The organism is Natronococcus pandeyae, assembly GCF_008122205.1.
GTDB classification, from domain to species: Archaea; Halobacteriota; Halobacteria; order Halobacteriales; family Natrialbaceae; genus Natronococcus; species Natronococcus pandeyae.
This window is the reverse complement of sequence record NZ_PHNJ01000001.1, coordinates 235,797-260,158: the sequence shown is the minus strand read 5'-3', so window position 1 is coordinate 260,158 and position 24,362 is coordinate 235,797. Positions and strand designations below refer to the sequence as shown.

Genomic DNA, 24,362 nt, shown 5'->3' with positions numbered 1-24,362 from the left:
CGGCCCGAACGGCCGAAAACGGAGGGTATTCGAGGCGCCGCAACCGACACTCGACTCGTGATCGCAATCGTCGAGAGCCGTGCCGACCGCGCGTCCGTCCACATCTGCGACCACCTCCGCGAGCGCGCCGACTGGACGGCCCGCGAGGACGACACTCGCCCCGACGCCGACGGCGGCGGCACCTACTACCGACTCGAGAACGCCGAACTCCGTTCGTTCGACGATTTACATCTCGAACTCGAGCGCCCGGCCGCGGCGTTCGACTGCGATCCCGATCTGCTCGTGTTCGCGTCCCGCCACTCGGGCGACACCGGCGCCCTGCTCACGGGCCACTTCACGGGAAGCTTCGGGCCGGCGGAGTTCGGCGGTGAAGACGATACGCTCGCCGAGGCGTGTCCGAACGCCCTGGGTCGCCTGCTCGAGGCCTTCGAGGAGTACGCGCCCGACGAGTACGAGGTCGGCATGGAGTGTACCCACCACGGCCCGAGCGACGTCGGCTGTCCGTCACTGTTCGCCGAACTCGGCAGCGGCGACGAGCAGTGGGACGACCCCGGCGGCGCGGACGCCGTCGCGCGTGCCGTACTCGAACTCCGCGACGTCGACCCCCACGGCCCCGGGCAGTTCGTCGGCTTCGGCGGCAACCACTACGTCCCGCGATTCGAACGGATCGTCCGGGAGACGCCGTGGGCAGTCGGCCACATCGCCGCCGACTGGGCGCTCGAGGCGATGGGCCATCCCGAGAGCCATCGGGAGGTCCTCGAGCAGGCGTTCGCGGCGAGTCGGGCCGACGTCGCGATGCTCGACGGGGAGTGGCCGGTGCTCGAGGAGACGCTGGCCGACCTCGACTGCCGGATCGTCGGCGAGACCTGGCTGCGCGAAGTCGGCGACCGCTCTCTCGAACTCGTCGACGCCGTCGAGTCGAGACTGGGGACGATCGAGGGCGGCGTCCGATTCGGCGACCGATCCGAGTCGTCGTTTTCGGTCGTCGACCTCCCGACGGAACTGCTCGAGACGGCAGAGGGGATCGACCCTGCCCGGGTTCGCGAGATCGTCGAGCACCGCAGCGTCGCGTTCGAGACCGAGAACAGCGGAAGTCGCGTCGGCGCGCGAGCCGCGGTCCCGGAGTCCGAGAGTCGGCACCGGATCGTCGAGGAGGTAGCTGCCGTCCTCGAGACGAAGTACGAGTCGGTGACGGTTGAGGACGACGCCGTCGTCGTCGAGGAACTGGCCTTCGATCCGGAACGCGCCCGGACGCTCGGTATTCCCGAGGGGCCGAAGTTCGGTGCGCTCACCTCCGGTGAGTCCGTCACCGTCAACGGCGAAACCATCAAACCCGAAACAGTTCACCGCGAGCGGACGCATCGGTTCCCGATCTGACTGAATCGAAAGCGAACAGTAATTGTCTCATTCCCGTCCGCTATTGCGGGATTTTCGATTCACCGTTCGTGATAGGTAAGATCTCCTTACCAGTCAGCCAGAAGTCTGACGTGTAGGGGAAAGGTAATTACGCTCCATCTACTAGTCAGGGCCAGGAATGGACTCTCTCATCGAAGATGCGATCGACGAGGCCGAAAACGCGGAGGGGGAGGTTCCCGAGTCGGGGTCCGGCCCGTCGACCGCGGACGGATCGGACACCAACACAGGGACGATGACGGACGACGAACTGGAAGACGTTCTGCAGGATCTCCAGACAGACATCACGGTCGTCGGCTGCGGGGGTGCCGGCGGAAACACGATCAACCGGATGCACGAGGAGGGAATCCACGGCGCGAAACTCGTCGCCGCGAACACGGACGTTCAACACCTCGTGGAGATCGAGGCCGACACCAAGATTCTGATGGGCGAGGACAAGACCGGCGGCCGCGGCGCCGGTTCGCTCCCCCAGGTCGGTGAAGAGGCTGCCCTCGAGAGCCAGGAGGACATCTACGACGCGATCGACGGCTCCGATATGGTCTTCGTCACGGCCGGTCTCGGCGGTGGCACCGGTACCGGATCCGCGCCCGTCGTCGCGAAGGCGGCCCGCGAGTCCGGTGCACTCACGATCTCGATCGTTACTACGCCGTTCACCGCCGAGGGAGAGGTCCGCCGGACGAACGCCGAAGCCGGTCTCGAGCGGCTTCGTGACGTCTCCGACACCGTCATCGTCGTCCCGAACGATCGCCTGCTCGACTCGGTCGGCAAACTTCCCGTCCGCCAGGCGTTCAAAGTGAGCGACGAGGTGCTGATGCGCTCGGTCAAAGGGATCACGGAACTGATCACGAAACCCGGCCTCGTCAACCTCGACTTCGCCGACGTTCGCACCGTGATGGAACGCGGCGGCGTCGCCATGATCGGTCTCGGCGAGTCCGACTCGGAGGCCAAGGCCGAAGACTCCGTCAAGACCGCCCTCCGATCGCCGCTGCTCGACGTCGACATCTCCGGCGCGAGTTCCGCGCTGGTCAACGTTACCGGTGGCAACGACATGTCCATCGAGGAGGCGGAGGGCGTCGTCGAAGAGATCTACGACCGGATCGACCCCGACGCCCGCATCATCTGGGGGACCTCGATCGACGAGACCCTCGAGGGCAGTATGCGGACGATGATCGTCGTGACGGGCGTCGAGTCGCCACAGATCTACGGCAACGGAGAGGGAGAAGCGGTCCAGCCCGAGCGCGCGGCCCAGGGCGACGACATCGACTTCGTCGACTGACGGGTCGACACGGATCGGCTGTTCTGGTCACTTACGTTTCGACGAGTCCGCCGACGTAGACGAGACTGCCGAGCAACAGCACCACTCCGAGTGGTAACAGCCAGGGGAGGACGGTCAGCACGGTCCCGCTCACCTGCACCCCGAGCGCGATGACGATCACTGGTGCACAGCAGGCGGTTCCCGAGAGGAGGGCCGGAAGGGACGCGGCCGCGCCGGCACCCGCGCCGATCCCGCAGGACCGCGGCTGGACGAGTGCGAGGTACGCGAGGGCGAGGTTGAGTCCGACGAGTCCCGCGAGCACCACCCCCACGAGGACGTCGATGGGAGAGACCAGCAGTCGCACGAGCCACAGGTCGACCAGCGCGACGGGTTCGAACTGCAACTGGCCGGTTCGTTCGAGCATTCGCACCAGCGGTTCGTCGACGACCGTCACGGAGACGCCGAGACCGCTCCGGACCGAGAGGAGATTCGCCGCCCAGAGGTAGCCGGCGAGGTAGCCCACGGCGACGAGGGCGGTGATCGCGAGGGCGTCGAACCGCCCGACGGCGAGGCCGACGGCTCGGCTCGTATCCCGTATCCGTCGCCGAACCGCGCGTCGCCACCGGCCCGACGCGGTGCTGGATTCCGCCATCGCGATCACCCGAAGTGCGTCGTCTCGGGGTAGAACCCCGTCCACGCGAACCACATCGCGTCGTACGCGTACACCCGCTCGAGTGGAACGTCGTCGGGAGCGTACGCGTCGTCGTTCTCGTCGACGATCCGATCCTCTTCGAGTACGAACGTCTCCTCCGACGGGTTCCGGTAGAGGAAGCCGAGGTCGAGCGAGCGGTCGTGAACGGCGAGCAGCGTCGCATCTTCGTGCTCGATCTCGAGCAGCCGCTCGTCTCGAAGCGTCTCGAGGTCGATCGAGAGCGGTCCCTCCGGCGGACGGGCGCCGAGGACCATCCGCTTTGGCGGTTCGCGGTCGTCGCTTCGTAGCGGCTCGAAGATCGGGTCGCTGTCCTCGCGGTAGTAGCCGCTGACCGGGTTGTACATTCCGTAGGGATCGTCGCCGTAGTCTCTGACGTACCCGGTGTCCTCGGTGAGCACCGTCGAGTCCGGGTAGGCCGCTCGCCAGTCGTTCCAGGTGTTCCAGTGGACGGGGAACTCCCGGAGCGAGGCCGCCTCGAGCGGACCCTCGATCGCCGTCCCGAGCATCTGGGGCCACATACTCTCGCCCTCCCGATCGTACATGATGAGGTTGCTGTTCACCAGATTCCCGGAGACGCCGAACTCGACGCCGCCCCGCTCGAACCCCATCGCGGTCCCCGTCAGCGGACAGTAGGTGACGGCGACCGACTCGCCGCCGATCTCGTCGTTGACGATCTCGTGGTGGACGAGGATCGACTGCGGGTAGGCCCGCGCCTCGCCCTCCCGGACGACGCCGAAGACGGGATCGTCCTCGCGGAACCGGTCGTCGACGTCTGCGACGGGTTCGAACGCCGGATCGTCGATCGAAGGGATGCCGTCCTGAGGGACGCCGCCGTCGACGACCGCATCGCGAAGCGTCTCGAGCGGGTAGCTGACCGGCAGTTGTTCGTCCGCGATGGGGAGTGCCGTCTCCGAGACGGCCGTCTCGTCCGGCGACGCGGTCATCGGTTCCACTGTCACGTCTTCGGACCCGCCCTCGGGTTCGTACGGACCGATCCCGTCCGAGTCGCCGAGACAGCCCGCGAGCGAGACCGACACCGTCGCCGCGAGCACCCCGCGCCGCGTCCAGTTCATATCGTCCGTACGCCGGCGACGAGTGAAGCCGTACTGTGGACGTGTGTGACCGACGCACGACCGCCGAATCGATTCCGTCGCTCTCGCTGCTCTCGCCGTTCGAGACTCAGTCGTCCGCCGGCGTCGGTTCGCTTCCGGTGTCCGCCTCGAGGTCGCCCTCGATGCTCGGCGGATACTTTCCTCGGTCGAGTTTGAGGTCCGACTGCGGGCGCGCCATGCAGGTGAGCGCGTAGTTCTCCGCTTCCTTTTCGGTGAGCCCGCGAGCCGCCGGCTGGGTGACCTCCCCCTCGAGAATTTCGGCTGAGCAGGCCAGACACATCCCGACGCGGCAGGAGTACTCCTGTGCGATGCCCTCCTCGAGACAGCGGCTGAGGATCGTCTCCTTGTCCGTGCAGGTGATCGTCTCGCCCGTGCCGACGAACTCGACGGTGTACTCTGTCATACGGGACGATACGAAAGACCCCACCAAAACTCTTTATTACAATCGCTCGAGACAGTTCCGACGAAGCTACCCGAGGCCGACCCCGCACACCCCGGACGTCCGGCATCAGCCGGACGTTCGTCGCCGACGGATCGCCGGAGTGCTCATAAAACGTTTTCTTACCGCGGAATACACATTATCGATATGAGTACGCAGGAACAGTCGGCCACCGCCGCGACGCCCGAGACTCGATCACCCGACGTGGTCGTCGTCGGCGCCGGGACCGCAGGCTGTTACGCCGCAGCGACCGTTGCACGCGAGGGACACGACGCCGTCATCCTCGAGCGAAAGTCCGAGGAGGAAGCGGGACACATCGCCTGCGGGGACGCGTTGAAGGGTGCGGACGCCTTCCCCGAGTCGATCCCCAAGTCGAAGATCGAACCCGCCTTCACCAACACCGGCGTCGACCACGGCCGGTTCGAGATTCCACAGGAAGATACCGTCCTCGAGATCCCCGTTCCCGGGGAGCTCGCGGTCATCGACCGCTGGGAGTACGGCAAACTTCTCATCGAGGGGGCCGACGAAGCTGGGGCCGACATCCACTACGACACCGTCGTCCAGGACGTCACCCAGGCCGACGACGGTCAGGTGACCGGCGTTACGGCGATGCGAAAGGGAGAGCCGCTCGAGTACGAGGCCGACATCGTCATCGACGCGGCCGGCTCGCTGTCGGTGCTCCAGGACCACGTCGACTTCTCGGGGTCGACGTTCGACACGAACGTCGACTACACCCACTTCTGTTCGGCCTACCGCGAGATCGTCCACGTCGACGAGCCGGTCGAGTGGTCCGACGCGCTCGTCTTCAAGCCGACCGAGCGCGCGGCGGGCTACCTCTGGTACTTCCCGCGCACGGAGACGGAGATCAACGCCGGACTCGGCTTCCAGATGACCGAGGAGCCGATGGAACTCGTCGAGGATCTCAAGCGCGACCTCGAGAACCGTGCGGAGTTCGACGGTGCCGAGGTGGAGGACAAACTCGGCGCCGCGCTTCCGACGCGGCGACCGTACGATTCCGCCGTCCATCCCGGCTACATGGCCGTCGGCGACGCCGCGGGCCACGTCAACCCCACGACGGGCGGCGGCATCGCCGGCGCCGCCTACGCCGGCAAGTACGCCGCCGAGCAGGCGATCGAGGCCGTCGAAACGGGCGACTGCGGCGAGGCCACCCTCTGGGAGTACAACCAGCAGGTGATGGAGCACTTCGGCGCCCGGTACGCCGCACTGGACGTCTACAACATCCTCTCGACGGCCGTCGACGTCGACGACCTGATGGGGCTGCTCGCCGCGATGCCCGGCGACAAACTCGCCGAGGCGCTCTACTCCGGCAGTACGGATATCGGCACGAAGCTCAAGGCCGAGGCCCTGTTCAAGAGTCGCGGCCACTGGGGCACCATCTGGAACCTCTACCAGACGAAACGGCGGGCAGACGACCTCCTCGACCACTACGAGAACTACCCGTCCCACCCCGGCGCGCTCGGTAGCTGGCAGGACCGACGCGACGATCTGATGGATGCCGTCTACGAGACGACCGGCGCGGATCCGAAGTACTGAATAACGACTTATTACCCCTCGAGGAGCGCGCTTTCGACCGATTCGGTCCCGCGTTCGTCGCGCGACGTTCGACGTCCAATCTTACACTGTTAGGGACAGTTCCCAATTCTGCCAGCGTCGAATATGTGTCTATGTCCCAAGGACACACCCGCCGACGCACACTGACTCTGATCGGAGCGACGGGCGCTGGACTGGTCGCCGCCAGTTTCGGTGCCGCGACCGACGACCACGGTGGTGACGAGGATGACTACGACGACCACGACGACTACGCGGACGACGAACACAACGAACAGCCGGACGAACTGGCTCGCGTCCGAGCGGCCCACCTCTCCCCGGACGCGCCGAACGTCGACGTCGCCGTCGACGGCGACGCCGTCCTCGAGGACGTTCCCTTCCGCGCGGTGAGCGACTACCTCGAGTTGCCCGTCGGAACCGCGAACGTCGCGATCTCCGCAACCGAGGATCCGGATACCGTGGTCTTCGACGAGGACCTCGAACTCGCCGAGGGCGCGTTCACGATCGCGGCGCTCGGCGAACTCGCCGGGGAGAACCAGCCCTTCGCGCCGGCAGTGCTCGAGGACGACCTGAGCGACCCCGGCGAGGATGCGCGGGTTCGACTCGTTCACGCCTCGCCCGACGCGCCGGCCGTCGACGTCACCGTCGAGGACGGCGAGATGGTACTGTTCGAGGACGTCGCGTTCGGCGACGCCGGCGCGATCGAGGTCCCCGCTGGCGACTACACCCTCGAGGTGCGGCCCGCGACGGAGTGCAACGACGGCGACGTCGTCGCCGAGTTCGACGTCAGCCCGGGCGCCGGCAACGTCTACACGGCGTTCGCCGTCGGCTACCTCGAGCCCGACGCCGCGCCCGCCGACGAGCCGTTCGACCTCGAGGTCGTCCTGGACGCCGAGGGTGACGGCGGCTACGACGACGACCGGAAAAACGAGGATGGCTGCGATACTGACGACGACCACGACGACGGCTACTGAAACGTCACGGCCCCCGTCGTAACGGAGACTCCGGACGGAACCCCACGTATTCTTTGTGTCTCAACTTCCCGGCGAGTACCGACTCGCTACGGCTGTTTGCGGCTGATTTCCTCGATAGCACCGGCAACCATCTCGATGCCGTGACCGATGCTCTCCTCGTCGACGTCGAACGTCGAGGTGTGGTGGCCGCCGGGGTGGTCGGTGCCGACGCCGACGTAGCAGGCGGTACCGCCGTTTTGCTGGACCTCTCGCATCAGGAACGTCGCGTCCTCGCTGCCGCCGAGTTCGTCGCGCTCGAGGATGTTCTCCACGCCGGCGACGCCGTCCGCGACGTCGGCGACGATATCGACGAGTTCCTGATCGCTCGTCGCGCTCGGCGCGGCGGCACCGATCTCGGTCTCGACCTCGCAGTCGTGCATCTCGGCCGCGGAGCGAAACACGCGCTCGGCCTTCTCGTGCATGTACTCCATCAGTTCGGTCGTCTCGCCTCGCACCTCGGCGACGATGCGGGCCTCCTCGGGGATGACGTTCGCCGCGCTCCCGCCCTCGACGACGCCCGCGTTGATGCGGGTCGCGCCGTCGCTGTGACGCGGGATGGCGTAGCAGTTCTGGACCGCCGTCGCCATCGCCTGGACGGCGTTGCGTCCCTGTTCCGGGTGGCCGCCCGCGTGGGCGGGTTCGCCCGTGAAGGTGGCCTCGAGGTGGCGCACCGCCAGAAAGCCGTCGATGCCCGCGACGACCTCTCCGGTCGGGTGATCCAGACCGATGTGGAGCGCGAGCAGGTGGTCGACGTCCTGGAGATGGTCGCTCTTCGCCATCGACTTTCCGCCGCCGACGACCTCCTCTGCGGGCTGGAAGAACACCTTCAGCGTCCCCGAGAAGTCGCTCTCGGCGACGGCCTCGAGCGCGCCGATGCCGATCGTCGCGTGGGCGTCGTGGCCGCAGGCGTGCATCGCGCCCTCGTGCTCCGAGCGGAACCCCTCCGCTACGGGGGCGTGGTCGCCGTCGTCGGCTTCGGCTCGCGGCAGGCCGTCGATGTCGACGCGGAGACCGACGGTCGGCCCGTCGCCCCTCTCGAGAACGGCGACGGCACCCGTGTAGCCGCCATCGAGCGATTCGAGGACGGATTCGTCGACGTCGTACTCGCAGGCCTGCTCGTACCAGGCGGTCAGTTCGGCCTCGTCGGGCACGCCCATCCGGTGTTCGGCGGCGATCGCGTCCCGGCCGACGTGGAGTTCGTCGAGATCCACGCGAGACTCGAGTTCTTCGACGATCCGTGCGGTGGTGTAAAACTCGCGCCAGGCGGGTTCCGGTTTCCGGTGCAGGTCGCGACGCAGCGAAACGAGTGTCTCGTCGGTCATACCGTTGGGTCGTCGGGGACGCTAAAAAGTGCTATCGAAGATCGGGCCTTACTCCGCCCGTGTGATCGCCGTCGCCAGCTCTTCGAGTGTCCCTGTGATCCTCTCGAGTTGTTCGTCGACGCCCTCGAGGTCGTGTCGATCGGCGAGAAACTGCGGATCGTTGTACGTGACGAACACCTCCCCGTCGTCCTCCCAGAGGAGGAACTTCTGGGGGAGATCGATCCCGACCGATCGGCTCGCCTGCATCAGTGGCGTCCCGACCTCGGGATTCCCGAACAGAAACAGCGTCGTCGGCGGGAGCTGTTCGCCGACCTCCGCGGCGTTTGCGGCGTGATCGACGGTCGTGACGAGCACCAGCTCTCGCTGCTCGAGTTCGTCCTCGAGGCGAGCGACCGTCGTCTCGAAATCGCCAAACGGTGCCGGATCGGCTCTCGAGTTGTTCGTCGATCGGTCGAGGAAACTGTCCGAACTCAGTTCCGATTTCGTCCCGCGCCGTGGATCTGCTCCACCTCGGCCTCGATGTGGACCGAGTCGGGGAAGTTCTGCGAGGCGATATTCCGCGCGAGATTGTCGTGGCCGTGGATCTCGAGTTCGCGCGTGAAGACCGTGTACTCCCAGGAGGAGAACCGTCGCTCGTCGTCGCCGTGCAGGCGGGCGTGCTGAGGGACGGTCAGTTTCTCCGGCGGACGGGAGTGTGGACCTTTCAGCGCGGCCCCTTTCCGCTCGGCGGAGGATTTGATATCGTCGACGATACCATCGAGCGCGGCTCTATCGCCGCTCTGGAGCGTGAGGCGGGTAACGAAGGTCATGGCTGTGTTGTGCAACCGTCGACGGCCGGCGTGTAAAAACCTGCTGAGACACGTCTACGTCGAACGAACAGTCCGATATTCTCTTAACGTCCCGCCCGTTACTCAAGGTAATGGCAGTCGAAGCTACGAGCGCAGGCGCGATCCTCTTCCGCGATACGCGGGGCCGGCGCGAGTATCTTCTACTCAAGAGCCGCCCGGGCGACTGGGAGTTTCCGAAGGGCGGTGTCGAAGGAGATGAAGAGCTACAGCAGACGGCGATCCGCGAAATAAAGGAAGAGGCAGGTATCGAGCAGTTCCGACTACTCGACGGCTTTCGAGACGACTACGACTACGTCTTCGAGGCGAACGGCAAGACGATCCACAAGACCGTTCACCTCTTTATCGCCCGGTCGTTCGAGGCGAGCGCAGAGCTGTCGAACGAACATCGTGACCTCCAGTGGCGCGATTACGAGCAGGCGGTAAACACCGTCACGCAGGACGGACCGCGAGAGATCCTGGAGGAAGCACACGAGTTCATCGACGAGATCGAGGACGACGAGGACGAGGAGTAACCGACGACCCGCACTCGACGACCGCGGTGCGTTCGATCCACCGAGAGCGTCGGCCACCTCGCGGACAGCGCCCGACGTGCTCGGCGCGCTCGACGACGGACCACAGCGCACTTATCGTCTATCTCCGTACGACCGGTAATGATCCACCCGGACGACAGCGAGTTCTCCTTCGAGCTTCGCACCTGTCGCTGGGCGGAGCGCGCGTGGCCCCCCGCCGACGACGGGACCGACCGTGCAATCGTCGTCGCCCGCCAGCTCGGCACGAAACGCCGGCGCTGGGACACGATCGTCCTCGAGTGCGACCGCGAGGCCTTCGAGCAGCGCGCGAACTTCGGCCCGAAGCGACTCGATAGCGACCTGTTACACGTCGTTCGGAACGCCCCCGCCGAATGGGCGTACTACCGCGACGCGCTTCCCCACCCCGGCTACCCGTGGCGATACGTCCGCGAGGCGATCCATCGCGCCGACGACCGCGGCGCCCTCGAGACCCGAAAGAACGGCAACCGCATCGAGATCCGGCGGAAATGGCCCTATCCGAACTGGGTCGACCGCATCGTCGCCATCGAGAACAAGCCGGACCTCGACGCGAGCGCCGCCCGAAACCTGGGAACCCAACTCGAGTACGACGTCGCGCTCGCGCTCGCCGACGAAGTCTGGGTCGCCAGCCGGGAGACCGGTGAGCGCGTCGAACCGGTACTCTTCGAGGACCTGCCGGTCGAGGCCGGCGTGCTCGCACTCGACCCCGAGACGCTCGCCGCTGACGTCTCCTGGTATCCGCGCTCGCTCGCAGTCGACGAGCCGGGAACGCGAATCCTCGAGCGACCGGACGGCGGAACCAGGGACGGATCTGCCGCCCGGTTCGAGTACGTCGACCCCGCCGAAAAGGCCGAGATGCGGCTTCGGATCGCCGAGCGGGCGTACGAGCGCGGCTGGCGCTCGTTCGTCGACACGATGCGGCCCGACTGTCGCCACTTCGCGCTGCGCGGAACCGACGGGATCCAGTTGCGGCCCTACTGCGAGTCCAAGGAGTGCTGCCAGACGGCCGCGGAGTGTTCCGGCTCCTGTCCCGCGTTCGAGCCGGAGCCGCCGGTCTGGCGGACCCGCGGCTGGCCGATCGAGGGGGGACCCGGAAAACGAAGCAAACAGTTGCTCGAGGACCGTCGCCGGCGACGCCGGCCCGGGCTGTAAGACGGTCTCAGAAAACCGCCGCGACTGGTCTCAGTCAGAGACGTCGACCTCGAGGTCGTCGCGCTCGACGGCCAACCGGAACGTGGGAACCGTTCGGTACTCGATCTCGACGACGCCTTTGCGGCGAAGACTCTGGAGGCTCGAGCGGACGTCCTCGGAGTCGGGATCGACGTCGTAGGCATCCCGGAGCTTGTGTAACACCGAAACGACGCTTTCCGACTCCTCGTCGGGGCCGGCGAGAATCTCGACGATCTGTGCCTGTAACTCGGGAACGCGAATCCGCGAGGGGGTCCCTTCATCCGGATCGCTCTCGATTCCCGGTTCGACATCGACGAGGTCCGCCGCCTCCGCGGTCGCGCGGATCAGGCTGTTGTCGTCCCGGAAGTAGTAGTCCCCGAGTTCGTTCTCCAGGTACTGGTGGACCTCGCTGCCGCTTTCCAGTTCCCACCGGTCCTGAAGCTCGGAATTTTTCGTCGGCTGTAGTTCCACCACGTCGGCCAACCGGTCTCTGGCCTCGTCCGAGAGCGTCATCGTCGAGAGCTATGCGGATCCGGTACTTTTGCGTTGCGTCCCGTCGGCTTCCACGAGGTCGTTCGGGAGGTCGATAATTTCTCGGTGGATCGTGGTGAGCGAACGACAGGCGGCGACTAGCCACGGACGGTTCCGAATTACGCAGGGTGGAAATATCTACTTTCGAACAATCGGACACAGATCGAAATCCGCTATCCGAGTCGGCTGCTGCGCCCTCGATATGCCTCGGTTTCATCTGTTAAATGGGTTTTTTGATCACTGAACGATTGCTTCGATTTATCGTGAGCACGATTGGCACATCGTTGCCCGCCGCGGGCAAAAACCAATGACCAATCGTACAAGACGTCAGTTCCGGACGTACCGACGAACAGTGATGATTGCGGTGGTCGCTGTCGGTCTCCTCGCGCTGAGTGCCGGTATCGGCGCGGCCGCAGAGGTGGGAGAACCGGGAGAAACAGGGTTCGACGACCAGACGACCGAAGAAGTGAGCGAAGAGGTGATCGAGCAGAACGAAGAGGAGGTAATCGAAATCGATGACGACGCGGGTGGCGACACGGCCGCCCCTGACGATCCGAACGAGACCGTCGGTGATGGAGATGTAATCGACGAAGACGACCTCGTGCCCGAGGACGTACTGGAGGAGCAGCCCGAAATAGACGAGCCTGAAACGGACGGACCGGATATGGACGAACCGGATATGGACGAACCGGATATGGATGAGGTCATCCCTGACGGACTCTTCGACGACATCGTCGATCTCTGATCGACGGCCGTAGTCGACACCACGACCTCACACCCTGCCGTTTCGAATCACTGTGACCGTTCTCGGACATCCGTTGTTGCCCGCCATTGTATACATCGATCTGATACCGCCGAGCAGCGAGAGGGGCAGGATCGGGAGCTAGTCGTCGCCGACGACCGGCACCGACGCCGTGGTCTCGAGGGTCTCTTCGACCTGCGTGTAGACGAGCACCGCGCCGAACGCTGCGAGCACGGTCCCGAAGGCGAACGGTACCACGAACCCGTAGCTGATCAGCGCGCCGGAGGAGAGGGGGCCGATCGCGATTCCAAAGCCGAAGGCCATCGTGAGCACCGAGAGCTTCGATCCGGACTCGCCCTCGCCCGCGAGGTCGCCCGCCAGCGCCAGCGCCGGGGCGAACACCATCGCGCCGGCGATTCCCTGTACGAGTCGGGCCAGGAACATGGTTTCTGAGGTCGTGACCAGCCCCTGGGCGAGCGTCGACGGGACCAGGATCACCATTCCCAGCACGATGAACGGACGCCGTCCGTACAGATCGCAGGCCCGCCCGATCGGCGTCTGTAACACGATCTGTGCGATGATGAACGCCGCAAACTGGAGGCCGAACCAGGTCGCCCCCTGTTCCAGGTGATCGTTGACCTGTGGCTGGATCGTCGCGAAGAGGGCGATCGCCGTCGCCATGAGCAGCGAGACGACTCCCAGCGTGAAGATCGGATCGAGCAGGTTCCGCCCCGTGGGATCGAAGACGTCGATCGAGAGGTCCGCGGCGGCGTTCGCCTCCGTCGACTCGGGATCCGTGATCAGCACCGTCACCAGCAGGTAGCTGATCACCGCCGTGATCGCCGCGATGTAGAAGGCTGCGTCGAAGCCGCTGATCGTCCAGCCGACAGGAAGGGAGTAGGGGCCGGCACTGACGATTCCGCCGGCAGCGACGGGTCCGGCGCCGAACCCGACCAGACGGAACGTGTTGTAGACGCCCATGTTTCCGCCCCGGTCACCGGTCGTCGCGAGTTCGTTGACCAGCGCGACCGACGTGGGGATGATGAAGGCGACGCTGATGCCCTGCAGTCCGCGGATAACCAGCAGCGACGCGTACGTCTCGGCGAACAGGTAGGCCAGGTTCGTAATCGCGAGGCCGCCGAGGCCGACCAGGATGAACTGCTTTCGTTTCCCCGTTCGATCCGAAAACCGGCCGGTGAGGGGTTGAAACGAGCTGTTGAGGAACCCGAACAGCGAGAGGATGATCCCGATGATCATCGCTTCGCCGAGTCCGAACGTCACTCCGCCGACGACGTCGTCGGCGACGTAGAGCGGGATGACGATGATCAGAAAGGAGTTGCCGATTCCGTCGGCCATCCGAGCGAACGCGAGCGCGAGCACCCGTCTGTCGACGGCAAACTGCGCGAGTAGCAGCCGAACGAGGCCGAAAAATCGTGCCAGTACCCATCGAACGAGACGCCGCATCGGATCGGACTGCGTGACCCATCCCGATTATCGTTTCGAATCGAAATCCTGGGGGACAGGACGGTCCGTTTCGCCTGAACTGCATTACAAGACCTCGGCCATCCTCCCCTGTCGTATGAGCCCGGAGGTAAAACTCAGCCGAATCGACGCGACGTTCGAAAGCCTCGAGTATCCGATCGATACCGACGACGCGGCGAGCGAACTCGACGACGTCACGCTCTTACTCGCCGACGGGGAACGGAATCTCGGAGAGCTACTCGAGCGCAGCGAGAGGGATAACTTCGAGTCCCCCGCCGACCTCGAGTCGGAACTACACAACGTGTTGCCGCGGGAGGCCGTCGGCGAGCCGTACCAGTCCGAGGGCGAAGGATAGCCGTCCACACCCGGTCGTGGAACGAGCCCACCACCGGGACGGCGACGGCCCCAAACGGGTCGCTTAAGTCGCTCGACCGACGTATCCCGGGTAACGATGGAATTTTGCGACGACTGCGGTTCGATGATGAAAGCCGAAGACGGTACGTGGGAGTGTGGCAGTTGCGGCTTTACGAAACCGAAGGGCGACGCCTCTCAGTACACGGTAACCGAAGACCAGGAAGCGAGCGAGGTCATCGAATCCTCCGGGGAAACGTCGCTTCCCGAAACCAACGCACAGTGTCCCGAGTGCGGCAACGACCGCGCCTACTGGTATATGAAACAGATTCGGGCCGCCGACGAGTCCGAAACGCGATTCTTCATCTGCACCGAGTGTGAGTACAAGTGGCGCGAAGACGATAACTAACGAGATTTTGCGCTGCGCTCCGGCCAAACGGGCGCTACCGATAGCGGTACCCGTTTCGCTGACGCTCGGCAACATTTCGCTCAAAAATTCTGGTTCGAAGCGAGAGCACTGCTACTCGTTCCGAGCGATCGTTAGGTATCCCGTGTGTCCGACGGGTGCCGTCGACGGCCGGGTGCCCCGGTCGTCGAACTGCATCTCGCGCTGGATCGTCTCCCGCGTCCAGACGTTCGACAGGTCGACCTCTCGAGCGGTCTCGACGACCTCCCTGGTCGACTCGATGAACGGACTGTAGACCGCGACGTAACCGCCGTCGACCAGCAGTTCGGGTGCGTGTGCTACCACGGACGGTGCATCACCCGTATCGAGGGTGAGGACGTCGAACGACGACGGCTCGAGGGAGTCGACCTCCTCGGTGAGATCCCCCGTCCGGACGTCGACGGCGTCGGCGACGCCGCCCAGTTTCATGTTCTCTCGAGCCACGTCGGCGAACTCGGGGTCGCGCTCGTAGCTGACCACCGACGCGCCGGCGCGGGCCATCAACGCCGAGAGGACGCCCGTTCCGGTGCCGGTGTCGAGCACGCGGTCTCCCCGCGAGATACCGGTCTCGCCGATCACCAGGCCGATATCACGGGGTACCATCGGCGCGCCCGTGCGCTCGAAGTGGTGAAAGAGGTCCGGTCCCCGAAGCCGTCGCACCTGGAACTCGTTCCCGAGATGGGTCTCGAGCGTCGCTCCCGGTTCGACGTCGTCGGGCACCTCGAGCACGCCGAGGTCGGTTCCCATCTCCTCGCCGGGTTCGACGAGGTACTCGCGGTCGTCGCGAACCAGCAGGACCGGGACAGTCACGCGTGTGTCACTCGAGGGCCTCGACTGCAGCGGCGAGGTCGCCGTCGTTGTCCTCGAGGGCCTCGCGGGCCTCGTCCTCGCTGACACCCGTCCGGGTGGCGACGATTTCGATGTCGTCGTCGGGAATCGCGGACCCGCTCTCCTCATCGGCGCCGGCATCGCCGGCGGCGGAACCGCCCGCCGCACCGGATTCGACCTGCTCCGGCGAGCCGATGATCTGGTAGGTCTCCTGGCCTCGAGCGTCCATCTTCGTGACTTCGGCGTCGTCGAAGACGAGGTCGAACTCGTCGGTGCGGATGATTACCTCTTCGGCCTCGACGTCCTCGACGTCGATCCCCATCTGTTCCATCATCTGTTCCATCTTGCGCGGGTTCATTCCGCCGCCTCCTCCAAACATACCCGGTACATCGCCACCCGCAACCTTTTACTCTGCGGTCTGCCGCGCTGGCGGCTTCGCCGCACAGCGCGGCGTCCCTCGGTAAACGGTTGATCAAAAGCACCGGAAGACGTTCCGACTCGCTCACTTCGTTCGCTACGTGGGCTGCGGCTTCCGAGCCTTCGTTCACTCCGTTCACGAAAACACCCCTTCCTCCTTTCCGTTCGGTGACTCGCGGTTTCACCGCTCGTCTATACGCGGCGCATAGCGCCGCGTAACCCTCACTCCGGGTCGGTCGTCGGCCCACTCGCTCACTTCGTTCGCTCGTGGTCAGGGTCGGTGAGTAGCCTGCTCTTCCCCGGGGAACGCGGCTCTCGCAGCGCTCGAGCCACGCTCCCGGCCACAGCGCCAGACGGAGAGCGATTTGATAAACCGTCAGTTCTCCGCGGGCACTCCTTCGCGCACGCTCACCGCCATCCCCGTCTCGAAGTCTTCGATCGCTGCAGCGTCGAGTTCCGCCGTCCCGACCGCCAGCACCTCGCCGCGCTCGTGGACGACCACCACCTCGTCGCCCGGCCGGATCTCCGCGCCGGCCTCGAGGACGAACTTCGCAAAGACGTTCATCTCGTCGCGGACGAACGGTTCGCTCTCGTCGTCGACGACCACGCGGTAGGCCGGGTAGTCGAGGGCGGCGTCCAGTCGGCGCCCGCCCTCGATGCCGAGCGTGAACCGGCCGTCGATACCGAAAGAGACGAGGCGGCCGGTCTCGCCGTGGACCTGCTGGGGTCGTCCCGACGTGGTGCGTTTGACCGTCAGCGACTCCTCGGGTGGGAAGAGCGCCTCGCCCGCGCCGGCACCGAACTGGTAATCTGCGATCGTCCGAAGGCTCGAGAGTCCCGCGTTCCCGTCGGCTGGGTCGCTCATTGACCGGTGTTTGCCGCGGTGGGTCGAAAGCCCTTCGACTGGTGGTCCGACGGCCTTCGACGCGCTCTCGAGACCGATTGTGTCGTGCTGACAGACAGCCGTCCACGACTGTCATCAGGAATATTATATAGTCCGTTGTGTATTCAACGGTCGAATGGATCTTGGACAGGTTGCGCTTGGACTGGCGCTACTGGCAGTGAGCAGCCTGACGCTCGCTGGGCCCGCGCTGCTCGAATCGTACGGACTCATATACGTGGTGATAGGTTCGGCGCTGGTACTCGGCACGGGCGCCTGGCTCATCAGCGTCGCTCGCGAAGCCCAGTCGCAGTAAGGAGCGGTCCGAGAGAATCAGAGCAGGAACGTCTCGTGGCGTTCCTCGAGATCGAGGAACGAATCCGCCTCGGCGATGAGTTCCTCGGCGGTCGAGGACTCGAACGCCATCACTTCGACGCGAACACCCTCGTGGCGCAGGTGCGAGCAGAGTCTCGAGAAGTCGCCGTCGCCCGTACAGAGGACGACCGTGTCGACGTGATTGGCGAGCGTGACGGCGTCGAGACTCATTCCGACGTCCCAGTCCGCCTTCTTCGTTCCGTCGGAGAACCGCTTGATATCCTTGATCTTCGTCTCGAAGCCGATGTCGACCAGTGCCTCGAAGAAGCTCTCCTCGTCGGGTGCTTCGGCCCGGATGACGTACGCGATGGCTCGCGTAAGCTGGCGATCCTGGACCGCCTTCTCGAGTAGCGCGGAGTAGTCGATATTGCGGCTGTGAAGACTCTGTGCCGTGTGATAGAGATTTTGCGCGTCGACGAGAACGGCGACGCGCTGATTCGGATGAATCTCGGTCATATCCTATCCGTAACGTGCGATCGTGAAAACCCTTCCCACAACGGACGGTTTCTCGCCAACCGTCGGACTACGGTGGACCGAACGCGAAGAACGAAACCAAACCGCGGTTCAGCTCCGAAGCTTCTCGATTCGCTTCTCGGTCGGCGGATGCGTCGCGAAGAGCTGCTGGAGGATGCTCCGGTCGGTGTTCAGGATGCAGAGCGCGCTGACGTTGTCGTCGACCTTCGACTCGCGACCCTCGGAACCGCGCTGGATCTTCTCGAGTGCGCGGGCGAGCGGATCGCCGCTGCCGATGTACTGGCGAGCGTCGTCGTCGGCGACGTACTCGCGGTACCGCGAGATCGCCATCACGAAGATGAGCGTGAGCATCTGTGCCACGATCGACGCGGCGTAGGCGACGACGAAGTTCCCGATGCCCTCACCCGAGTCGCGGACCAGGAAGAACACCGCGTAGCTGACGACCATCCCGATCGACTGGCCGATGATCATCGTGATGGTGTCGCGGTTGTTCAGGTGCGCCAGTTCGTGGGCGATGACGCCCTCGAGTTCGTCGCGGTCGAGCAACTGAATGAGCTGTGGCGAGAGACAGACGACGCCGGCACCCTTCCGGCCGGTCGCGAAGGCGTTGGGAACGCCCATATCCTGGACCATGAGCTTCGGTTTGTCGAGACCCATGTCCCGCGAGAGCGACTCGGTCATCTGATGGATATCCTGGTACTGTCCACTCTCGGGCATCTCCTCGGCGCCCCTGAGCGCCAGCCACTTTCCGATCTTGTACTGTGCTGCGGGGAGGACGACGAGACTGACCAGCAGAACTGGAATCAGCGGAACGCCCCACGCTGCATGGAAGAACAGCGCTGCACCGAAGTAGAGGGCAAACAGGATGGTTCCAACCAGTACCATCCGGAGTTTCAGTTGTGTGTTTCGCATACCCGCCGGTTAGCAATCGAGAAGTATAAATGACGCGGGAAGCGACGAGCGAAACCGAACGAGTGCATCGAGATCGCACGTGGCAGCATCCTGATCACCGACGAATCGAGCCGTTCGGCGCTCTCGAGCCACGGCCCGGATCAGATATGCCGAAGTCACAATCGATAAGTCGGTTCGGGTAGCTGGTCTCAGTATGTGCCACACCGCTCACCGATTCGATATCGGCGTCGTGAGCGGCGTGTCCCCTCGTTTTTCGAAGCCTAAACGCATCTGCGTGTGCTCGCGGCGGGCGTAGCGTCCCCGTCCCGGGTGCGGTTCGGCCGTGCAGGACCGGCGATATCCGACGATAGCGAAACCGATTGACCAGTTCGACACCACACACTACTCATGACAGCACTCGACCTTTCGGGCGTCTTTCCGGCGATGTGTACGCCCTTCGACGAGGACGAAGAGATCGACTTCGAAACACTGCAGACCGACGCACAGCGACTCGAGGCCGCGGGCGTCGACGGGCTCGTTCCCGTCGGCTCCACGGGCGAGTCGGCGACCCTGACCCACGACGAACACATCCAGGTCGTCGAGGCCGTAATCGACGCCGTCGGCGACGTGCCCGTCATCGCGGGCTCGGGGTCGAACAACACCCGCGAGGCCCTGGAACTCTCCGAGCGGTCGGCCGAGGCCGGCGCCGACGGTCTGTTGCTGATCTCGCCGTACTACAACAAGCCCGAACAGCGCGGACTGATCGAGCACTACCGGACGATCGCGGACGCGGTCGACCTGCCCCAGATCGTCTACAACGTCCCTTCCCGGACGGGCCAGAACATCGAGGCCGACACGGCCGTCGAACTCGCCTCTCACGAGAACATCGCGGGCTTCAAGGCCGCCAGCGGCGACCTGGGCCAGATCGGCGAGATCGCAGAGCGCACAACGGACGAAGAGTTCGCCGTCCTCTCAGGCGACGACGCGCTCACCCTGCCGACGATCTCCGTCGGCGGCACCGGAACGATCAGCGTCTCGGCGAACGTCGAACCCGAACGGACCTGCGCGATGGTCGGCGCCGCCCTCGACGGGGACTACGAGCGCGCACGCGAGATCCACCACGAACTCGGGCCGCTGTTCCGCGAACTGTTCGTCGAGACCAACCCGATCCCGGTCAAGGAAGCCATGGAGATCCGCGGCTACGGACCCGCACGGATGCGCTCGCCGCTCTCCCGACTCTCCGAGGAGTACCGTGACGACCTCGAGACCGTACTCGAGGACCTCGAGCGCGAGTCGGCGGCGGTTCCCGACGCGGAGGCCAACTGATGACGACCCGAATCGGCGTCACCGGCGCCACCGGTCGAATGGGGCGGGAAGTGATCGACGCCGCCGTCGACCACGACGAATGCGAGATCGTCTTCGCCGTCAACCGCAACCCGGACGACCGGACCGTTCGGGGCGTCGACGTCGAATCCGCCGGGGCGTTCGACTCGCTGCTGACCGAGCGCGAGCCGACGGCCGTCATCGACTTCACCGGGCCGGAGTCGGCCGTCGACTACGTCGAGGCCTGCGCCGACGCCGGCGTCGCCTTCGTTACGGGGACGACCGGCTTCAACGACGACCAGGCGGCCGCACTCGAGGCCGCGAGCGACGAGACCGCCGTCCTTCACGCGCCGAACTTCGCTCGCGGCGTCCAGGCACTGGTGAACGTCGTCGGCGAAGCGGTCCGAAACCTGCCGGGGTACGACGTCGAACTCGTCGAGACCCACCACAACGGTAAGCGCGATGCCCCGAGTGGCACCGCGAACCGGCTCCTCGAGGAGATCGAGAAAAACGGCGAGTTCACCGAACGCACTCACGGCCGCGAGGGTGACGCACCTCGCGAGGCGGGCGAGATCGGGGTTCACGCGCTCCGCGCCGGTAATATCACCGGCGAGCACGAGATCGTCCTCGCCGGGAACGACGAGGAGGTTCGACTGACCCACCGGGCCGAGGATCGCGGCGTCTTCGCGGCCGGCGCGGTCGACGCGGCGGTCTGGATCGCTGGACAAAAGGCGGGGAACTACGAGTTTGCGGACGTGATCGACGAATGAGCACGCTCGAGACCGAAATCGACGATCTGTGGGCACAGTACCAGAACGACGAACACAGCGCCGACAGCGTCGGCGGCGACGAGTACGCGACGCTCGACGCCTTCCTCGACGCCTTAGAGGACGGCGAGATCCGAGCAGCCGAGAAGAACGACGGCGAGTGGGAGGCCAACGAGTGGGTCAAGCGGGGGATCCTGCTCAACTTCGGCCTGCGCCACAACCGGGCGTACGACTACGGTGGTACTGACCACTACGACGTCCTCCCGCTGCGTGACACCGAGGACCTCGGCGAGCGCGGAACCCGAAACACGCCCGACGGAACGACGATCCGACGGGGCGCCTACCTCGGCTCGGACTGCATTATGATGAGTCCGAGCTTCGTCAACATCGGCGCCTACGTCGGCGACGGTACCCTCGTCGACTCCTGCGATACGGTGGGTTCCTGCGCCCAGATCGGCGAGAACGTCAAACTCGGCGCGAACACCCTTATCGGGGGCGTTCTGGAGCCCGTCGAGAGCGCGCCAGTCATCGTCGAGGACGACGTTTCGCTCGGCGCCGGCTGTCGGGTCACTTCGGGCTTCGTCGTCGGCGAGAACAGCGTCGTCGGCGAGAACACCCTGCTGACGCCGCGAATTCCGGTCTACGACCTCGTCGAGGAGGAGGTCATCTACGGCGAACTCCCCGCAGACCGACGCGCCTTCACGCGCTTCGTCGAGTCCTCGGTCAGCGACCACGACCTCTTCGAGGGCGGCGCCTACAAGCCCGCCGTCGTCGCGACCGACCTCGAGACGGAGACGCTCGAGGCGACCGAACGCGAGGACGCGCTCCGGGAGTAGGACTCGACGGAGTACGATAGTTCGACAGTTCGTGATTTCAGCCGGTCGCGATTCGGTTCGCTCGAGATCCGATTTTTCGGACGGAACCTCCTGAACCGTCTGCTACGTCGAAGCTCGTACGTAGCCATTATAGACAATTGATTGGAAATAACTAATGTAAAAATATTACCGTCTGAAAATAGGTGTCACGCAAGGGCTTATCTAATTCAGGAATCTACCGATGGTATGAGTAACCGGGCCGAGAGTTCCGAAATGGCGTTCTGGGAAGACGCAGTTGAAGACGAGGCCCACCAGCGGTATCGAACGCTCCTGAACACGATCGGCGACGGAATCTTTCAACTCGACGTCGAGGGCCGTCTCGTCGCAGTCAACGACGTCATGGTCGAGATAACGGGGTACGACTACGACGAACTTCTGGGCACCCACGTCACGGAAATCCTCAACGATAAGGGGTCGGCTGTCGAGTCCGAAATCGACCGACTCCACGAAAATCCGTCCGAGCAGAGCGCGCTGCTCGAGTTTCCCGTCCAGACTGCCGACGGAAAACGAATTCTCTGTGAGGTTCGCGTAAACCCGTTCGAAGCGGACGATTCCCTGCAGGGTTCCGTCGGAACGGTTCGTGAGATTCTCGGCCGGAAACGAACGACGTTCGACGAACGCGAACAGAACCGCGAGTCCGCCGCCGGACAGTTCGAGTTGACGGACGGCCTGCGACAGAGCGAGGAGCGATTGCGTCTCGCGCTCGAGGCCGGCGAGTTGGGGACGTGGGAACTCGATCTGCAGACCGAGGACTCCCCCGTCCGTTCGCCACAACACGACCGGATCTTCGGCTACGAGGAGCGAGTCGAGGACTGGAGCTTCGACATCTTCCTCGATCACGTTCACCCGGACGACCGCGAGTTCGTCGCCCGTCGCTTCGAAGAGGCGTTCGAGACGGGTGTCTGGGAGTTCGAGTGCCGGATCATTCGAGCCGACGGCGAACAGCGATGGATCGACGCCCAGGGAGAGTTCTACTACAACATCGAGGGGGAGCCAGTTCGTGCAATCGGGATGGTTCAGGACATCACCGAGCAGAACGAACGGGAGGAGCAACTCGAGGAGGCTATCGACAAACTCGAGAAGTCCAACGAACGTCTGGAGAGATTCGCCTACGCCACCTCTCACGACCTCCAGGAGCCCCTGCGGATGGTCTCGAGCTATCTCATGCTGATCGAGCGACGGTACGACGACGAACTCGACGACGAGGTTTTGGAGTACATCGACTTCGCGATCAACGGTGCCGAGCGAATGCGGGACATGATCCAGGCACTGCTCACCTACTCCCGAATTGATACTGGCGAGAGGACGCTCGAGCCGGTCGACCTGGACGCCGTCCTCGCGGATGTTCGCACGGATCTCCAGTTGAAAATCGAGGAACACAACGCAGAGGTCTCTGCGGACTCGCTGCCTCGAGTCGAAGGTGACGAGGAGCAGTTACGGCAGGTGTTCCAGAATCTGCTGGACAACGCTATCGAGTACACCCGCACCGACGAACCGACGGTACACATCTCGGCCGAGCGCGATGGACCGGCGTGGAAACTCACCGTTTGCGACGAGGGGGTCGGCATCGAACCGGACGACGCCGATCGCATTTTTCAGGTGTTCGAGCGCCTGCACACGAACGACGAACACGGCGGAACGGGGATCGGGCTCGCCCTCTGTGAACGCGTCGTCGAACACCACGGCGGCGAGATCTGGGTCGACTCCGAACCTGGCGAGGGCTCGAGCTTCTCGTTTACGCTGCCGGCCGTAGACGATCATCCCCCGTGAGCGCGCTGCGGGTTCCGTTTCCCGCGAGAAACGGAACTCGAACGCGAATCGCTCACACCACCCCGAAGACGAACGCGCCGATACCGACGATGGCCGCCGGAAGAAGCGCGTCGCTCAGGTCGACGTCGTGCGTGGCCGCCGTTCCGTACGCGAGGATGTAGACGCTCCACCCCACCGTAACGACGAGCAACAGGAAGGGAACGAGTCCGGTTCCGTCCAGTTGTGCCATTTCGAGCTGTCGTTCGAGCGTCTGCGGATCGGAGCCGTCGAACGTCTGCTGCTGGATCTCGTAGCGCGCGTGGGCGTACGAGAGCGGAAGGGTGAGGAGGTTCGGCGCGTACGCCCAGCCCGCGACCGCCACCGCGTTCCCGAACGACCCCGCCGTCCGGCTTCCGCCGCTCAGGTAGTGCATGAGGGCCGCGATCACGAGCAGCGCGAGGACGGAGATGAGGACCAGGAAAAATGTCATCGGGACGATGATCTCCGACACCGCCTGATCGACGGCTCGGTCGAATTCGGGAGGCGCGTTTTCGACCTGACCGAAGATAACGTTCACCAGCAACGCGAACATCGCGATTGACACGACCAGGTAGCCGATGAAGACGACGAGACCCGCCGTGTGCGGATTGTGCGGCTCCTGTTCGAAGTATTCAGCGGGAGAAACGAGCGGGGACTGGGGGGCCATACGTGACAGCTCTCTACGACTATTGATAAGTTTTCTGTACTAAACAGTCGAGTGATATAAACGAGTGGGTAGCGGTCGACTCGACGCGGGTCGGATGAGAGGGTTCTTGTCGCCAAACCGAAAAC

28 protein-coding genes are annotated in these 24,362 nt (G+C 64.6%); 14 read left to right on the top strand and 14 right to left on the bottom strand.

Annotation, left to right across the window (positions count from 1 at the left end):
* Positions 1-57 precede the first annotated feature (57 nt).
* On the top strand, positions 58-1,377 hold the full coding sequence (locus CV102_RS01335) for a D-aminoacyl-tRNA deacylase (protein WP_148856040.1): 1,320 nt from the start codon (positions 58-60) through the stop codon (positions 1,375-1,377).
* A 157-nt stretch (positions 1,378-1,534) separates the two neighbouring features.
* On the top strand, positions 1,535-2,689 hold the full coding sequence (ftsZ, locus tag CV102_RS01330; protein ID WP_148856039.1) for a cell division protein FtsZ: 1,155 nt from the start codon (positions 1,535-1,537) through the stop codon (positions 2,687-2,689).
* Between the two features lie 31 nt (positions 2,690-2,720).
* On the opposite strand, the gene CV102_RS01325 is transcribed toward ftsZ, so the two are convergent.
* From CV102_RS01325 to CV102_RS01315, 3 genes are all read right to left on the bottom strand, one after another.
* Complete coding sequence (locus tag CV102_RS01325; protein WP_148856038.1) at positions 2,721-3,320, bottom strand: hypothetical protein; 600 nt, start codon at positions 3,318-3,320, stop codon at positions 2,721-2,723.
* A 5-nt stretch (positions 3,321-3,325) separates the two neighbouring features.
* On the bottom strand, positions 3,326-4,453 hold the full coding sequence (locus CV102_RS01320; RefSeq protein ID WP_148856037.1) for a DUF3179 domain-containing protein: 1,128 nt from the start codon (positions 4,451-4,453) through the stop codon (positions 3,326-3,328).
* Between the two features lie 106 nt (positions 4,454-4,559).
* A complete protein-coding gene (locus CV102_RS01315; RefSeq protein ID WP_148856036.1) occupies positions 4,560-4,895 on the bottom strand; it encodes a 2Fe-2S iron-sulfur cluster-binding protein in 336 nt (111 codons plus the stop codon).
* Between the two features lie 183 nt (positions 4,896-5,078).
* On the opposite strand from CV102_RS01315, the gene CV102_RS01310 reads away from it, so the two are divergent.
* Together CV102_RS01310 and CV102_RS01305 are read left to right on the top strand one after the other, a co-directional pair.
* Positions 5,079-6,485: a geranylgeranyl reductase family protein gene (locus tag CV102_RS01310; RefSeq protein ID WP_148856035.1), complete on the top strand. Its 1,407-nt coding sequence runs from the start codon at positions 5,079-5,081 to the stop codon at positions 6,483-6,485.
* A 131-nt stretch (positions 6,486-6,616) separates the two neighbouring features.
* A complete protein-coding gene (locus tag CV102_RS01305; RefSeq protein WP_148856034.1) occupies positions 6,617-7,474 on the top strand; it encodes a DUF4397 domain-containing protein in 858 nt (285 codons plus the stop codon).
* 86 nt (positions 7,475-7,560) lie between these two features.
* Here CV102_RS01305 and CV102_RS01300 read toward each other — a convergent pair whose 3' ends face one another.
* From CV102_RS01300 to CV102_RS01290, 3 genes are all read right to left on the bottom strand, one after another.
* Entirely contained in the window at positions 7,561-8,835 is a 1,275-nt protein-coding gene (locus tag CV102_RS01300; RefSeq protein WP_148856033.1) for an amidohydrolase, read from the bottom strand.
* 48 nt (positions 8,836-8,883) lie between these two features.
* Positions 8,884-9,189 (bottom strand): DUF302 domain-containing protein, encoded by a 306-nt coding sequence (locus tag CV102_RS01295; protein WP_233710608.1) that lies wholly within the window; start codon positions 9,187-9,189, stop codon positions 8,884-8,886.
* A 116-nt stretch (positions 9,190-9,305) separates the two neighbouring features.
* Positions 9,306-9,644, bottom strand: coding sequence for an uS10/mL48 family ribosomal protein (locus CV102_RS01290; RefSeq protein WP_148856030.1), 339 nt, complete (start codon positions 9,642-9,644; stop codon positions 9,306-9,308).
* A gap of 110 nt (positions 9,645-9,754) precedes the next feature.
* Between CV102_RS01290 and CV102_RS01285 the strand changes: the two genes are divergently transcribed.
* Both CV102_RS01285 and CV102_RS01280 read left to right on the top strand, forming a co-directional pair.
* Complete coding sequence (locus CV102_RS01285) at positions 9,755-10,195, top strand: bis(5'-nucleosyl)-tetraphosphatase (RefSeq protein WP_148856029.1); 441 nt, start codon at positions 9,755-9,757, stop codon at positions 10,193-10,195.
* 138 nt (positions 10,196-10,333) lie between these two features.
* Positions 10,334-11,383 (top strand): DUF5787 family protein, encoded by a 1,050-nt coding sequence (locus CV102_RS01280; RefSeq protein WP_148856027.1) that lies wholly within the window; start codon positions 10,334-10,336, stop codon positions 11,381-11,383.
* Positions 11,384-11,413: 30 nt separating this feature from the next.
* Here the strand turns inward: CV102_RS01280 and CV102_RS01275 are convergent, their stop codons facing one another.
* The gene (locus tag CV102_RS01275; RefSeq protein ID WP_148856025.1) at positions 11,414-11,914 is read right to left on the bottom strand and encodes a DUF5797 family protein; all 501 of its coding nucleotides are present in this window, start codon (positions 11,912-11,914) and stop codon (positions 11,414-11,416) included.
* Positions 11,915-12,287: 373 nt separating this feature from the next.
* On the opposite strand from CV102_RS01275, the gene CV102_RS01270 reads away from it, so the two are divergent.
* The gene (locus CV102_RS01270) at positions 12,288-12,677 is read left to right on the top strand and encodes a hypothetical protein (RefSeq protein ID WP_148856023.1); all 390 of its coding nucleotides are present in this window, start codon (positions 12,288-12,290) and stop codon (positions 12,675-12,677) included.
* A 138-nt stretch (positions 12,678-12,815) separates the two neighbouring features.
* Here the strand turns inward: CV102_RS01270 and CV102_RS01265 are convergent, their stop codons facing one another.
* Positions 12,816-14,138: an MFS transporter gene (locus CV102_RS01265; protein ID WP_148856021.1), complete on the bottom strand. Its 1,323-nt coding sequence runs from the start codon at positions 14,136-14,138 to the stop codon at positions 12,816-12,818.
* A gap of 115 nt (positions 14,139-14,253) precedes the next feature.
* Between CV102_RS01265 and CV102_RS01260 the strand changes: the two genes are divergently transcribed.
* Together CV102_RS01260 and CV102_RS01255 are read left to right on the top strand one after the other, a co-directional pair.
* Entirely contained in the window at positions 14,254-14,511 is a 258-nt protein-coding gene (locus tag CV102_RS01260; RefSeq protein ID WP_148856019.1) for a DUF5789 family protein, read from the top strand.
* A gap of 96 nt (positions 14,512-14,607) precedes the next feature.
* Entirely contained in the window at positions 14,608-14,916 is a 309-nt protein-coding gene (locus tag CV102_RS01255; protein WP_148856017.1) for a transcription factor S, read from the top strand.
* Between the two features lie 111 nt (positions 14,917-15,027).
* Here CV102_RS01255 and CV102_RS01250 read toward each other — a convergent pair whose 3' ends face one another.
* The 3 genes from CV102_RS01250 to CV102_RS01240 form a co-directional block, all read right to left on the bottom strand.
* The gene (locus CV102_RS01250) at positions 15,028-15,762 is read right to left on the bottom strand and encodes a methyltransferase domain-containing protein (RefSeq protein WP_233710607.1); all 735 of its coding nucleotides are present in this window, start codon (positions 15,760-15,762) and stop codon (positions 15,028-15,030) included.
* A gap of 7 nt (positions 15,763-15,769) precedes the next feature.
* Positions 15,770-16,159 carry a nascent polypeptide-associated complex protein gene (locus CV102_RS26505; protein WP_148856013.1) on the bottom strand — a complete coding sequence of 130 codons (390 nt, stop codon included), beginning with the start codon at positions 16,157-16,159 and terminating at the stop codon, positions 15,770-15,772.
* Positions 16,160-16,573: 414 nt separating this feature from the next.
* Positions 16,574-17,062, bottom strand: coding sequence for a PUA domain-containing protein (locus CV102_RS01240; protein ID WP_148856011.1), 489 nt, complete (start codon positions 17,060-17,062; stop codon positions 16,574-16,576).
* Between the two features lie 154 nt (positions 17,063-17,216).
* On the opposite strand from CV102_RS01240, the gene CV102_RS25700 reads away from it, so the two are divergent.
* The gene (locus tag CV102_RS25700) at positions 17,217-17,393 is read left to right on the top strand and encodes a hypothetical protein (protein ID WP_187432833.1); all 177 of its coding nucleotides are present in this window, start codon (positions 17,217-17,219) and stop codon (positions 17,391-17,393) included.
* Between the two features lie 17 nt (positions 17,394-17,410).
* Here the strand turns inward: CV102_RS25700 and CV102_RS01235 are convergent, their stop codons facing one another.
* Entirely contained in the window at positions 17,411-17,908 is a 498-nt protein-coding gene (locus CV102_RS01235) for a LabA-like NYN domain-containing protein (RefSeq protein WP_148856009.1), read from the bottom strand.
* Between the two features lie 108 nt (positions 17,909-18,016).
* Positions 18,017-18,838, bottom strand: coding sequence for a M48 family metallopeptidase (locus CV102_RS01230; protein ID WP_148856007.1), 822 nt, complete (start codon positions 18,836-18,838; stop codon positions 18,017-18,019).
* Positions 18,839-19,225: 387 nt separating this feature from the next.
* Here CV102_RS01230 and dapA point away from each other — a divergent pair, with 387 nt between their 5' ends.
* From dapA to CV102_RS01210, 4 genes are all read left to right on the top strand, one after another.
* A complete protein-coding gene (dapA, locus tag CV102_RS01225; protein WP_148856005.1) occupies positions 19,226-20,143 on the top strand; it encodes a 4-hydroxy-tetrahydrodipicolinate synthase in 918 nt (305 codons plus the stop codon).
* Entirely contained in the window at positions 20,143-20,910 is a 768-nt protein-coding gene (dapB, locus tag CV102_RS01220) for a 4-hydroxy-tetrahydrodipicolinate reductase (protein WP_148856003.1), read from the top strand. Before dapA ends, dapB begins: the two co-directional genes overlap by 1 nt.
* Complete coding sequence (locus tag CV102_RS01215; RefSeq protein WP_148856001.1) at positions 20,907-21,743, top strand: 2,3,4,5-tetrahydropyridine-2,6-dicarboxylate N-succinyltransferase; 837 nt, start codon at positions 20,907-20,909, stop codon at positions 21,741-21,743. Before dapB ends, CV102_RS01215 begins: the two co-directional genes overlap by 4 nt.
* A 225-nt stretch (positions 21,744-21,968) precedes the next feature.
* Positions 21,969-23,552, top strand: a complete 1,584-nt coding sequence (locus CV102_RS01210; RefSeq protein ID WP_148855999.1) for a sensor histidine kinase — start codon at positions 21,969-21,971, stop codon at positions 23,550-23,552.
* Between the two features lie 52 nt (positions 23,553-23,604).
* Here the strand turns inward: CV102_RS01210 and CV102_RS01205 are convergent, their stop codons facing one another.
* Positions 23,605-24,237 (bottom strand): YIP1 family protein, encoded by a 633-nt coding sequence (locus tag CV102_RS01205; protein ID WP_148855997.1) that lies wholly within the window; start codon positions 24,235-24,237, stop codon positions 23,605-23,607.
* Positions 24,238-24,362: the final 125 nt, after the last annotated feature.